Annotated in this window: 10 protein-coding genes; 3 read left to right on the top strand and 7 right to left on the bottom strand. The window is 42.5% G+C overall.

Annotation, left to right across the window (positions count from 1 at the left end; all coding sequences use genetic code 11):
* Window positions 1-9 precede the first annotated feature (9 nt).
* The 6 genes from JOC54_RS14150 to JOC54_RS14125 form a co-directional block, all read right to left on the bottom strand.
* Window positions 10-2,100 carry an amylo-alpha-1,6-glucosidase gene (locus JOC54_RS14150; protein WP_204466842.1) on the bottom strand — a complete coding sequence of 697 codons (2,091 nt, stop codon included), beginning with the start codon at window positions 2,098-2,100 and terminating at the stop codon, window positions 10-12.
* An 80-nt stretch (window positions 2,101-2,180) separates the two neighbouring features.
* Entirely contained in the window at window positions 2,181-3,197 is a 1,017-nt protein-coding gene (locus tag JOC54_RS14145; RefSeq protein WP_204466841.1) for a LacI family DNA-binding transcriptional regulator, read from the bottom strand.
* Window positions 3,198-3,583: 386 nt separating this feature from the next.
* Complete coding sequence (gene xylA, locus JOC54_RS14140) at window positions 3,584-4,906, bottom strand: xylose isomerase (protein WP_035419480.1); 1,323 nt, start codon at window positions 4,904-4,906, stop codon at window positions 3,584-3,586.
* 26 nt (window positions 4,907-4,932) lie between these two features.
* The gene (locus JOC54_RS14135; RefSeq protein ID WP_035419479.1) at window positions 4,933-5,754 is read right to left on the bottom strand and encodes a carbohydrate ABC transporter permease; all 822 of its coding nucleotides are present in this window, start codon (window positions 5,752-5,754) and stop codon (window positions 4,933-4,935) included.
* Between the two features lie 11 nt (window positions 5,755-5,765).
* On the bottom strand, window positions 5,766-6,644 hold the full coding sequence (locus JOC54_RS14130; protein WP_204466840.1) for a carbohydrate ABC transporter permease: 879 nt from the start codon (window positions 6,642-6,644) through the stop codon (window positions 5,766-5,768).
* A 67-nt stretch (window positions 6,645-6,711) separates the two neighbouring features.
* Window positions 6,712-8,004 carry an extracellular solute-binding protein gene (locus JOC54_RS14125; protein ID WP_204466918.1) on the bottom strand — a complete coding sequence of 431 codons (1,293 nt, stop codon included), beginning with the start codon at window positions 8,002-8,004 and terminating at the stop codon, window positions 6,712-6,714.
* A 190-nt stretch (window positions 8,005-8,194) separates the two neighbouring features.
* Here JOC54_RS14125 and JOC54_RS14120 point away from each other — a divergent pair, with 190 nt between their 5' ends.
* Window positions 8,195-9,370, top strand: a complete 1,176-nt coding sequence (locus JOC54_RS14120; protein ID WP_239586735.1) for an ROK family transcriptional regulator — start codon at window positions 8,195-8,197, stop codon at window positions 9,368-9,370.
* A 28-nt stretch (window positions 9,371-9,398) separates the two neighbouring features.
* Window positions 9,399-11,006, top strand: coding sequence for a glycoside hydrolase family 43 protein (locus JOC54_RS14115; RefSeq protein WP_204466838.1), 1,608 nt, complete (start codon window positions 9,399-9,401; stop codon window positions 11,004-11,006).
* 41 nt (window positions 11,007-11,047) lie between these two features.
* Here JOC54_RS14115 and JOC54_RS14110 read toward each other — a convergent pair whose 3' ends face one another.
* Complete coding sequence (locus tag JOC54_RS14110) at window positions 11,048-11,557, bottom strand: TetR/AcrR family transcriptional regulator (RefSeq protein WP_235194549.1); 510 nt, start codon at window positions 11,555-11,557, stop codon at window positions 11,048-11,050.
* Window positions 11,558-11,872: 315 nt separating this feature from the next.
* Here JOC54_RS14110 and JOC54_RS14105 point away from each other — a divergent pair, with 315 nt between their 5' ends.
* Window positions 11,873-13,816 carry an efflux RND transporter permease subunit gene (locus JOC54_RS14105; protein ID WP_437183548.1) on the top strand — a complete coding sequence of 648 codons (1,944 nt, stop codon included), beginning with the start codon at window positions 11,873-11,875 and terminating at the stop codon, window positions 13,814-13,816.
* Window position 13,817: the final 1 nt, after the last annotated feature.

Here is a 13,817-nt window from a genome sequence, read left to right as displayed (position 1 = left end):
TGTATCGTTTTAGTTCATGATGTCTATTTCTAAGCCTGTTGTATTGCTAAGTATCTCTACTTTGAAATCATTTTGCTGACGCGTTACTTTCACTTCAAGCAACCCTTTCCCAACCGGTATATTGCGCACATGAAGCTCATTCATTTCTGCAATAAGAGCTGGACGTACTATCACTTCTTTTTTCAACACGTTTGTCGTCAAACCAAGCATCGATTGGATAAACACAAGCGATGTTCCCGCTGCCCACGCTTGTGGTGAACAAGCAACAGGATAAGGTACAACCGGTTGCTGGTCGTTATAACCGCAGAACAGTTCAGGTAAGCGATCATATTCAAAATCTCCAGCCGCTTTTAACAAGCCTTCAATTACAACCCCTGCCTGCGCTTGATGTCCGAGCTTGGACATTCCAAGTAAAATCATGCTGTTATCATGGGGCCAAATGCTGCCGTCATGATAGCTCATCGGGTTGTAAGCCGCTTCGCCTTCTGCCATTGTGCGTATACCGTAGCCAGAGAAAAACGCCTCTGTAACAAATGCGTCGCTCACGTGTAGCGCCCGATCAGCTTGTAGCATTTCTGACATAAGCACATGTCCCGGGTTTGTTGTTAACGTGCCCACTTGCTTCTTTTCTTTATCCAACGCAACGGCATAGAATTGCTGTTCCGGCATCCAAAATGCTTGCTCGAACTTTCCTTTAAGTGTCTCTGCTTCTTGATTCAGCTGCACAGCTTTCTCTTCTTTTCCTGTCTCTGTAAAAAGTTCACTTAAGCCTTTTTTCGCTTGGTAAACATAGCCTTGAACTTCTGCTAAAGCAATCGGTGTTTCGGCAAAGTCACCAGTTCGGTGCACAATAGAATCCGCTGAATCTTTCCACCCTTGATTCGCAATGCCTTTAGAAGATTCCTGATGGTATTCAACAAACCCATCGCCATCAAGGTCTCCGTACTCGTCGATCCACATTAAAGCGCCTTCAACCGTACCCTCGAGCTCCGTTAACAACGCTAAATCACCAGTCGTTTTCACGTATTCTACAAGTAAAATTAAGAACAGTGGAGTGGCATCAACCGTCCCGTAATAAGGCGTAAACGGCACTTGATTTGTCTTAGCAAGCTCACCTTGGCGAAGCTCATGCATGATTTTTCCAGGCTGTTCATCTCTCCAAGGATCCACTTTTGTTCCTTGATATACGGCCATTGTTTTTAACGTTGCTTTTGCTAAATGTGGTTTAAACGGTAATGCCTGCAACGAGGCAATTAAGCTGTCCCGCCCAAACGGAACCGCAAACCAAGGTAAACCGGCTACCGGCATCGGACCGCGACCAATATCTGTTTGCAGTACATTTAAATCGGCAAGACCACGCTCGAACAAGCGGACCACATCTTTTCGATCGGATGTAACGATTGGGTTGCTTCTGTTCCAGTTTTCATACTGTGCAAGTAAACCACTTAACGCTTCTCCATGCTCTTTTACATGTGGCTCTTCATGGTTCCATCCCGGTGCTACAGCAAAAACAAGATGCTTGCTCTCTCCATGATTAAGTTCTACCCCGTAGGCAACGCTGTTTTCCGTAATCGTAGTAGGTTGTTCATTCCAAGAAATATGGGTTGCTCGTGCAAGTCCATCTGCTCCGTTGTAATGAAACACAAGTTTAGCATCAGATACTTCCGTTGCTTGGCGCTCACCCGTATTGCCAGACTGAAAGCCTCGAATCAAAAACATATCAATAAAGTCAGCATCAAGATGAAGACTTACATTGAAGTGAATCGGTTTAGGCGCATAGCTTTTTGCAATGATTTCTTCATAGCAAACCCCGTCAAAAATAAACCGCTTTCTTTCAAGCTCAACTGATTCACGCCATAGCTCCACTTCTCCATTTTCTTCAATATGAGGATTCGTTAGCTTCATGGAAGCCATGTAATTATCTCCGCCTGATGAAGTAAGCAAGATTGGCTCTTTGCCGTTAATCTTTAACTCAAATTGACTCAAGAAGCGCGTATCCTTTGCATACAATCCAGGTCCATATGGATGATCTTTCGGGATATTTCCGTGCTTGTCTGTTAATAAAAACAAATCATTTTCTTTAATTACGCGATAGTCCATTTTTCGCACTCCTTTTCCAAAACGTTTCGGATTATAGTAATAAAAAATCCAAAACGTTTCGGTTTTTATCTAAGTAGAGATTATGACCGCACAAAAGCGACGGACTCTCTCTCTATTAATGTTGTTGGTAAAATTGATTGTTTGCTTGTTTCTTCACCCGTAAGCAAGGAAAGCAAAATAGCACAAGCTTCAATACCCATTTGAAAAGGTTCCTGTGAGATCGTCGTTAAACCGGGGTTTACGTATTCAGCAAGTGTAATGTTGTCAAACCCAATAATGGAGACATCTTCAGGGACACGGAGTCTCATTCTTTTCGCTGCTTTCATTACGCCAAGCGCCATTAAATCACTTGCACAAAATACAGCGGTTGCCTCTGGCTTGGCTTTAAACAGCTTTAGCGCTTCCACTTCTGCTTTATACTCCGAAAACTCACCATTGTAGATCAGTGCTTGCGTAACTGTTAATGCAGCTTCTTGCAGTGCATCCTGGTAACCAAGTAAGCGCTCTTGGCTAACATGCGCTTGACCATGTCCGTTCATAAAGGCAATTTGTTTGTGTCCGTGCTGCAACAAATAATCGACCGCTTTTTTTGCCCCTTGGCGATTATCAGTTGTTACATGACCGACCTTGCTGCTGCGAACAGGAATGTCGATTACAACACAGGGGATATCGCTTTCAATAATCTCCTGTAAATAAGGATCATCTAAACGGATGCCCTGCAAAATAACGCCGTCTACTCTACGCTCGCGACAGAGCTGGGTATAGCTTTTCACGCGCTGTTTGGCTGAGTCTGTACTGAACAAAACGAGATCGTAACCTGCATTGGACGCTTTATGATTCAACCCATTTAGAATGTCGAACATAAAGTGATCCTTTGCGCCTTCTTGATTAAGACCGGATACAAGCAGTCCAATCGTTTGTGTCCGATTTGTAACCAAGCTTCGAGCCGCTACATTCGGACTGTACTTCAATTCTGCTGCTGCTAATTGAATCTTTTTTCTTGTTTTCTCACTTACATCGTCGTATCCATTTAACGCACGAGAAACGGTGGTAACGGATAAACCAACTTTTTTTGCAATATCTTTTATCGTTGCCACACTTACCTCCAAAACGTTTCGGATACGCTTAAGATACACCATTAGGAAAGCGATTTCAATCCTTTTTTTCACCCATTATTATCCAAATTGCTAAACACCAGCTTTCAGACTTAAAAAACGGTTAAAACTCCCCTATTCATGCGCTTCAGGAGAATCGTTCGTTTTCCGTAGGCACGTCCTTGGTATAAAGCCACGAAAAAGCACTCCTCAGAGCCTTTATACGCGTGCTATGACCGCCAAGTATCCCGTTCTCCTTCTGTTTGTTTCTCTAAAAAAGGCGAAAAGACGATTCATCCTAAACAGGATCAATCGCCTTTTCATTCCGTTCCTATTTTTTTGACCGAGCCACACACAAGTTTTCGGCTTGTGGCTCACTTTTCTCTAAACTACTCCGCAAATGACGTTAACAAATATTGATTAATCGTTGCTTTGATTCGCTCTAATTTTCCTGAACTCTGCTTTAACTCACCTAACTGCAAGGCATGCTGTTCAAGTTCTTTTAAACCAACTTTGCCTTCTACAATCTCTTTACCAATTCCACTTGAGAAAGAGCTATATCTTTCCGCAACAATGTCCTCAAGCACACGATCCTCAAGCAGCTTTTTCGCCGTTTTTAAACCGACTGCAAAGCTGTCCATCCCAGCGATATGCGCTTCAAACAAATCTTCAGGTGAAAATGATCCGCGTCTTACCTTTGCATCGAAGTTTAATCCGCCGCGGCCAAGTCCACCATTCTTCAAAATCTCATACATCGCAAGCGTTGTCGTATAAAGATCCGTTGGGAATTCGTCCGTATCCCAGCCAAGCAGTGGGTGACCTTGGTTGGCGTCAACTGAGCCAAGCATGTTGTTGATACGTGCGTAATGAAGCTCATGCTCAAATGTATGTCCCGCAAGCGTTGCATGGTTGGCTTCAATGTTAAATTTGAACTTATCAGTCAATCCGTAATGCTGCAAAAACGCATAGCCACTAGCCACATCAAAATCATATTGATGAGACGTTGGTTCTTTTGGTTTCGGCTCAATCAAAAACTGGGCATCAAAGTTTATTTCTTTTGCGTAATCAACAGCAAGGTGGAAAAAGCGCCCTAGATTATCCAGCTCAAGCTTCATATCCGTATTAAGAAGTGTTTCATACCCTTCACGGCCACCCCAGAAAACATAGCTTTCTGCCCCAAGCTCTTTTCCGATTTCCAATCCTTTTTTTACTTTTGCAGCTGCATACGCAAAAACGTCTGCATCACTTGCAGAACCAGCCCCATGGACAAAGCGCGGATGAGTAAAGTTATTAACCGTGTTCCATAGAAGTTTCGTTTTGCTCGTTTTCATATAATCTTTAATCATCCCAACAATCACATCGAGATTCTGATTGCTTTCGGCAAGCGTCTCTCCTTCAGGTGCAATATCGACATCATGAAAACAAAAATAGGGGACATTAAGCTTCTCAAAAAACTCAAACGCTGCTTCAACCCGAGCCTTTGCAAGGTCGATACCGCTGTATGTATCCCACGGGCGAATTGCCGTGCCAGCGCCAAAAGGATCGGATAAATCTTCTGTGAATGTATGCCAGTATGCGACACCAAATCGTAGATAGTCTTGCATGGTTGTTCCTTCAAATGCTTCTTCAGGATTATAGAACTTGAATGCATATGGATTTTTTGATTTTGCACCTTCGTATTGAATCGCTTTTATTTCAGGAAAATAACTCATGTATACCCCTCCAATTTTTTATTCCATTACCCTTTTACCGCGCTTGACGAAATTCCTTCAACAATTTTGTTACTGAAGAAGAGGAAAGCAACTAGAATTGGTAGCACACTAATAATGAGCGTCGCTCCAATCGCTCCCCAGTCGGTCATATACTGGCCGACAAAGTTCTGAATTCCCACCGTCAACGTTTTGTAACGATCGGAACTAATAAACGTATTTACAAACACAAATTCATTCCAGTTATAAATCATATTAATAATCGCTGTTGTCGATAAAATCGGCGTTGTAATTGGCAAGAGAATCCGAAAAAACAAGCGGTGTAGCGATGCTCCGTCGATAATAGCAGCTTCTTCAATTTCTCTTGGAATTGTATAGTAGAATCCAAGCAAAATCATCATTGTGATCGGCAAATTGTATGCCGTATACGTAATGACGATCGACCACGGATTATTAATCAAATTTACGTTTAAAAACATGCTGAATAACGGGATTAAGGACGAATGAATGGGAATCATTAGGCCGACCATAAACAAACCAAGTACAAGCTTGCTCAACTTCCACTTCATCCTGGTAATCACGAACACGGCCATGCTGCCAAATAAAAGCGTAAAGAGAATGGCGACCGCCGTTATCCAAACACTATTAAAGAAATATTGTCCAATTCCTGCTTCCCAGACACTTAAGTAGTTCTCCCAACGGATACTCTCCGGAAGCGCAAACGGATTCCCCGCAAAAATCTCGCGGTTATCCTTCAAAGAGAAAAGAAATAACCAGATAATCGGAAAGACTTGGAACAACGCAACAAGAATTAAACTAACATACAAAAAGAAATAGCCTATTCGTCTCATCTCATCACCCCTTAATATTGAATCTCCTCTTTATTTGCCGTTACTTTCCGAATGAGGTACGTCACAATAAGCGTGATAAGCAGGAGCATAAAACCAACTGCACTACCGTAACCAAAATCATTCTGTCCGAAAGCAAGTCGGTACATATAGGAAGCCATTACTTCACTCGCTCCGTTCGGTCCTCCACCTGTCATCACGTAGATTAAATCAAAGTATTTTAAAGAGCCGACAATTGCTAAGACAATCGTTACTTTGACAATCCCCATGATAAGCGGTAGCTTGATGCGATAGGCAATTTGCAACGGACTAGCTCCATCAATTTTTGCTGCTTCAACAATTGACTCTGGTATACCTTTCAAAGCCGCGTAATAAATCAATATATAAAAGCCTGCATACTGCCATAAGATCGGAATGAAGATGGAATACAGCACAATGTTTGGATCGGCCAACCATAACGGTGGATTTTCAACCCCAAACCAAGCCAGAATCGTATTTAACATCCCATTTGCCGGGTTATATACTTTAATCCAAAGCTGAGCAATCGCTACCGAGGATAAGAGCATCGGGATTAAATAAATTTTCCGAAGTAAATTTGCTCCCTTTATTTTAGAAGCAAGAATCATTGAAACGAGTAAATAAAGTCCCAAGCTTAAAGTAGAAAATAAGGCAAGTAGAAAAGAGTGCCCTGCACTCTGCCAAAAGCGGTTGTCCGCAAGAACTTGAGCATAATTTTCAAAGCCAATAAACTGCATAGCCCCGATTCCATCCCAATCCATAAGGCCATAGTAACCTGTCAAAATTAAGGGAATAAATATCAGAACGCCGACAAGCAACAACGCTGGTAAAAGATATAATGTAATAAACCACTTGTTAGACATGACTTTATTCATCGCTCACAGCCCCAATTAAGTAAGAATCAGACAGGCTATTTCCCAAAAGAAACAGCCTGTATCGTAATTATTCCGAAGCTAACGCACTTTCGTGCTGACTCGCAAATTCTTCAGGTGTAATTTGCATCCCAAACAAGGATTGTATTAAATCCAAATGGGTTTCAGCAGCAGAAGCCGTCATTTGTACATCAGCGTACAGCGTTAGGTTTGTTGCATTGTTTAGATCATCAAGAACATCAACATACATATCTGGTAGATCCAGGCTCTCTCCATCTACAATCGTAGCAGGAATTACGCCAGCCTCAGCTACTGCTCTTTCGCCCCACTCTTCAATAAAATAAGCAGCGAATTGCTTCGCTTCATCTTGAACATCCGAATCATCACTAACAAATAACCCTACGCCAGGCCCACCAACAAAACTGTTCGTTTCACCTGATCCATCGACTGTTGGGAATTTAAAATAGCCGACGCTGTCTCTAAATTCCTGTGGCACATCTTCATTCGTTGTAAAGTTCGGCAAATCCCACGTTGCAATCATGTACATCGCCGCCTGCTCATTCATAAACATGCTCTTTGCTTCCTCATCAGCAAGACCATTAAAACCGTTTACAAAAGCATCCTGCTCAACGAGTTCCTGCACTTTCGCCGCAGCTTCTACTAATGCTGGATCTTCAAATGTTCCCGTGCGGTCGATTGCCTCTGTTAACGTATCGCTTCCGCCAATTCGATCAGCAAAGTACATGTACCACATCGATCCTGTCCAGCGGTCCCGGTTTCCAAGCGCAATCGGATTCTCTCCGTTTTCATTCAGCGTACTGATCACATCAAGAAATTCATCGTACGTTTGGGGTTCCTCTAATCCATACTGATCAAATATTGTTTGATTGTAATAGACGTATACCGTATTTAACTCAAGCGGCAATCCATAGGTTTGATCATCTTTTTCATAGGCTTCTACAGTTCCAGCAACAAACTGATCTCTTAATCCATCATCTAGTAAATCATCTAACGGCGTAAATTTATTTCCTTCTACAAACGGATCTAAATATCCGGCTGCCCATGTCATGCCAACATCAGGCAGTTCATTTGAGGTTGATAGGATTGTAATTTGATCTTTATATTGTTCATTGCTTAATACTTGTAAATCGATTGAAATATCCGTTTCTTCTTCAAAGTCAGAAATAATCTCATTCACAATGCGATGATGTTCAGCCGAACTACCTTGTGGCCATAAATGCATAAACTCAACTGTTGCACCATCTCCTGTTGTGCCAGTCCCGTCATTTGAACCCGAGCAGCCTACAACAACGAATGATGCACTCAAAACCGAAACAAGCGTAAGCGCTTTCTTTTTCATTATTGACCTTCCTCCTCTTTTTTTAAAAAAAGTGGTCTTTCCTCTAGCTAATTGTTAGAATAGCATGAGAAAGATTGTTTGTCTAGTGAACAAACAAAGTGTATACTAAAAAAAGATCATGCGTAATGAAATGGTTGAATCGTTTATACTAGACATAATTGATTACAAGGAAAGCTGGAAGGACGTGTCGTTTTTGATTCAAACATTTAATCAGCATGTTGTAAAACAGCGCAATAAATCATTAATTTTGCACGCAATTAAAGACTCATACCCCATTTCAAGAGCGACATTGGCGAGTGAAACGGGCTTAAACAAAGGAACGGTTTCTTCACTTGTCAGTGAACTGCTTGATGAAAAAATCATTCTTGAATCAGGACCAGGCATCTCGAATGGTGGAAGAAGGCCGGTTATGCTGCTTTTCCATAAGACTGCAGGGTACGCTGTCGGCATCGATATTGGCGTGAACTACATTCTTGCACTTCTAACCGATCTTGAAGGCGATATAGTCTTGGAAAAACGAATTACGATTAATGAAACCGCTTTTGACATTACGTTAGACCATCTAACGAAAGTAATTGACGGTCTAATCAAAGCAGCTCCACCGAGTACGTACGGTGTTGTTGGCATTGGGATTGGTGTACCCGGAACGATTAGTAAAACTGGTCAGGTTTTGCTCGCACCAAACCTCGGTTGGAAAAACGTTGAACTGAAATCGATTATGGAAGAAATGTTTCGTTTACCGGTCATTATTCAAAACGAGGCAAATGCCGGTGCTTATGGAGAAAAACGCTTTGGAGCTGGTCAAGCCTATACAAACCAAGTCTATATTAGTGGCGGGATCGGGATTGGTGTTGGCTTAATATTGAACAATAAGCTTTATCTAGGTCAGGACGGTCTGTCCGGTGAACTTGGTCACATGACGATTCAAATGGACGGACCGACATGTAACTGTGGCAATCAAGGGTGTTGGGAGCTGTACGCTTCGGAAAGAGCGCTACTAAAAATGGCTGAAGATGCTGGTATAAGCAAGGAGTCCCTTACGTTAGAGGCCCTTATTGATCTAGCGGAAGCAAATGATTCTAAAACAACGCAATTACTTAGTCTATTAAGCCGAAATTTAGCTATTGGTCTTAAAAACATTATTACGATTTTTAATCCGGAACAGCTTATTATCGGAAACCGACTGGCAAGCTTGCGGAAGTGGATTGCAGACGACCTTCATAAACAGCTACAGAGCTCCAAATTAACAAACCCGGAGGCCGTTCCAAAAATTCACTTTTCCGAGTTAAACATCCGCTCGGCCGCACTTGGCGTTTCCGCTTTTTCAACTGAACATTTTATTAAACTTCATTTGCAAAGCCAGGCGTAAATACATTCTATAAAAAGGTGGAATTCACATGGCAACGATTGAAAATCCGATTTTAACCGGCTTTAACCCAGATCCAAGTATTTGTCGAGTTGGAGAAGATTACTATATTGCTGTTTCTACATTTGAATGGTTTCCCGGAGTCGGCATTTACCACTCTAAGGATTTAAAGCACTGGAATTTGGTTTCACGACCATTAAACAGAGTCAGCCAGCTTGATATGAAGGGGAACCCTAACTCGGGCGGCGTATGGGCCCCTGCTCTCTCTTATGCAGACGGACAGTTTTGGCTCATTTACACGGACGTAAAAGTAACAAACGGACAATGGAAAGACTGCCACAACTATTTGGTTACTTCTGAAACAATTGATGGGGACTGGTCCGAGCCGAGTCACCTGAACAGCTCTGGTTTTGATCCATCTTTATTTCATGACGAAGATGGGAAAAAGTATTTTGTTAACATGGTCTGGGATCACCGTCAGCCAAACCACGCCTTTCACGGCATCGTCATGCAGGAGTTTGATGCTGAACAGCGAAAATTGGTCGGAAAGAAAGAAATCATCTTCAAAGGAACAGACGTGAAGCTGACTGAAGCGCCTCATCTGTATAAGATCAATGGCTTTTATTATTTATTAACAGCTGAGGGCGGAACGCGTTTTGAACATCAGTCAACGATTGCTCGCGCAGAAAACATCTGGGGTCCCTACACGGTCCATCCAAGCAATCCGCTTATATCGTCTTACACAGCTCCGCGAAATCCGTTACAAAAAGCTGGGCACGCATCGATTGTGCAGACGCACACAGATGAATGGTTTCTTGTTCACTTAACTGGACGTCCGCTGCCCCGAGACAATCAATCTGTTTATCTATCAAGAGGCTTTTGCCCATTAGGACGAGAAACCGCCATTCAGCGGTTAGAATGGCAGGAAGACTGGCCATACGTTGTCGGTGGAAATGAACCATCGTTATCAATTGAGGGGCCAGCAATCGCAGAAGTTAGCTGGGACCAGCCTGCTGAAAAAGATGATTTTAGCGACAGCGAGCTACGATTAGACTATCAGACGTTGCGCATTCCGATCGATAAAAAAATTGGTAACACAACCGATCATTCAGGTCATCTGCGACTATACGGTAAAGAATCGCTCACATCGTTATTTACGCAGGCCTTTGTTGCACGACGCTGGCAGCACTTTCGCTTCCAAGCAGAAACCAAGCTCGCCTTTCGTCCAGACAGCTTTCAGCAAGCAGCAGGTCTCGTAAACTATTACAATACGGAAAACTGGACCGCTCTCCAAATTACTTGGGATGAACAGAAAGGACGAATTCTCCAGCTTTCGGCATGTGATAACGGAACGTACAGCGAGCCACGTTTAGCTGAGGTAATTACCGTTCCGGAATCAACTGAATACGTTTACATGCGTGTTAACGTTGACGTGCAGACCTATCGCTATTCCTATTCTTTTGACGGAACAACATGGAACGAGCTTGATGTTTCATTTGATTCCTATAAACTATCGGATGATTATATTCGTGGAGGTGGTTTTTTTACAGGGGCGTTTGTTGGCATGCAATGTCAAGATACTTCTGGTGAGAACCTCCATGCCGACTTTGATTACTTCAGCTATAAAAGCCACGCATAAAACTAACAAAGTCATCATCGCGCTGATGATGACTTTGTCTTTTATTTACTAAAACCCGATAACCCATAATTAGTGAAGTGATGAATCACTGTAGCCATCTCTTGAGGAGACTCGTTCATCCCGTTTTTCAACCAGCTTTCAATTGCATCAATCGCTCCACTGACGACTAATAGCGGAATGTATTCAGACAGCTCCCCTTCTAGCTGGTGCTCGTCGATCCATTTTTCCATAATAAAATTTTTCGTCAGATGAATGACTCGTTTTTTAAATGTACTGTCGCCATTATCGCTTAAAAGAATTTGGCAAATGTCGCTTTTCTCAGCAACGTATTCCATAATTTTTTCCGTCATTTGTAAGGCTTCTTCATTTTTTTTAAAGCTATACTCATTTAACGTCTCATACATATCGGCAACCACTTCTTCCGATATTTTCGACAGCAGGTCATACTGATCGAAATAGTGACTGTAAAATGTTGAGCGATTGATGTCGGCAAGCTCACAGATTTCCTTCACCGTCACCGCTGTAATGGTCTTTTCCTTTAACAAATCCATCAGCGCTTCTCTTAATACCATTCTTGTAAATTTTTTTCTGCGGTCTACCACTTCATCTCACACCCTTTTTCTAAATTAGCCAACATATTCTGAAAATCTGTTGCACATTAAACAGATTTTAATCAACTGTTTGTTGTTTGGACAACACGGTGTAGATATAATGTTAAATGAATTGAGGTTGAAGTCAATACAGAGTGGGGGAAATCCTTGTTAATTAATAAAATCATACGCCATAAAAAGGCGGTCGTCCTTATCTTTGCCATCGTGACCGTCCTTTCAATAGTTTCGCAGTTTTTTGTTTCAATCAATTACAATATGGTCGATTATTTACCTGATGATGCGCCATCAACAGAGGCCTTGGAGGTAATGGAAGAGGAATTCACCGCAACCATCCCCAACACCAACGTGCTTATTCAAGATGTATCCATTCAGGAAGCTTTGCAATACAAAGAAGACTTAGCTTCGATCGATGGTGTGAGCGACGTTGTCTGGCTCGATGATGTGATTGATACGCGCATTCCGCTCGAAATGGTCGACACGGACTTAACGTCCTCCTACTATCAGGATGGCCACGCTCTTTTTTCACTTACGATCGAAAGCGGTGCAGAAGTTGAGGCCGTCGACTCGATCTACACCTTAATTGGTGAGGAGAACGCCGCTTCTGGTGAAGCAGTAAACACAGCGACTTCACAGAACATGGCCGGGACGGAATCTTTTTATGCCGCCGCCTTACTTATTCCGATTATTATTATCATTTTAGTGTTATCAACCAATTCTTGGGCAGAGCCGCTCTTTTTCTTAGTTGCTATCGGCGTATCGGTGTTGATCAACTTAGGTACAAACATCTTTTTAGGAGAAATTTCGTTTGTCACCCAGTCCGTTGCACCAATCTTGCAGCTCGCCGTTTCGCTCGATTATGCAATATTTCTGCTTCATAATTTCTCAGACGAACTGAAAAAAGGCCATTCACCTGAACAAGCGATGGCAAATGCGATGAAGTCTTCGTTCCCTGTTATTTTTGTCAGTGCGGTTACGACCTTCTTTGGCTTTATGTCGCTCATGCTAATGGACTTTCAAATTGGTGCCGATCTCGGTCTTAACCTAGTCAAAGGAATTGTACTCTCCTTTATTTCAGTTGTAGTCCTATTACCTGCCTTAACGCTCTATCTTTATAAATGGATTGAGAAGACACAGCATAAGAGCCTTATTCCAAGCTTTTCCGGTGTCGGTGGAAAGATCTTAAAATTCCGGGTTCCAGCACTTGTGCTCGTTTTCTTACTTATTGTCCCAAGCTTTCTTGCGCAAGGCAGCACATCCTTTATCTACGGACTAGGCGATCTGCCAGAAACAACACGGGCAGGTGCAGACGCCCAGCTAATTGAAGACACGTTCGGCCAGTCAACACCTATTGTCATGCTTGTACCAAACGATGACGTTGGCGTAGAAGAAGAACTTGTGGCGGACTTAGAAAGCTTAACAAACGTTGACTCTGTGATGTCCTATACAAATATGATTGGGGCAGCCATCCCCGCAGACTTTCTCGATGAGTCAATTACAAGTGAATTTCAATCGGAAAACTACAGTCGGATCATGGTTTTTACTGATGCAGGTGTAGAAGGCGATATTCCATTTCAACTTGTCGAAGACGTACGTAATCTAGCTTCCTCTTATTACGGAGACGCTGCGTATAGTTTAGGAGAAAGCGTGACGCTCTACGACATGCGCGAGACGGTAACGAAAGATAATCAAGTCGTCAACATCATGACGATTGTTACGATTGCGATCGTGCTGATGATTACATTCCGCTCGCTGACGATTCCGATCATACTGCTTCTGACCATTCAAGCAGCTGTCTGGATCAATCTAGCTATTCCTTACTTCACGAATGATCCGCTTGTATTTGTTGGTTATTTGATTGTCAGTACGGTCCAGCTTGCCGCCACAATCGATTACGGCATCCTGCTGATGGAAACGTATAAGCACCACCGGCAAACGATGCCAGCCTATCAAGCAATGAAAAAAGCTTTAGATGAAAAGATCTTTTCCATCATTATTTCGGCATCTATTTTATCGAGCGTTGGATTTATCCTATGGTTTACGTCATCCAATCCGACCGTATCGTCCATTGGTTTGCTGCTTGGAAGAGGTGCGGCACTTGCGTTTATCCTTGTTATCGCATTTCTACCGGCGATGCTGCTTTTATTTGATAAATGGATTAAGAAAACGACCCATAAACCAAACTTTTATGAGGAGGAATAAA

Origin of the sequence: Shouchella xiaoxiensis, from assembly GCF_016907895.1 — a bacterium.
Classification (GTDB): domain Bacteria; phylum Bacillota; class Bacilli; order Bacillales; family Bacillaceae_D; genus Shouchella; species Shouchella xiaoxiensis.
The sequence above is the reverse complement of the archived record's forward strand: the minus strand, read 5'-3'. Positions and strand labels throughout refer to the sequence as shown.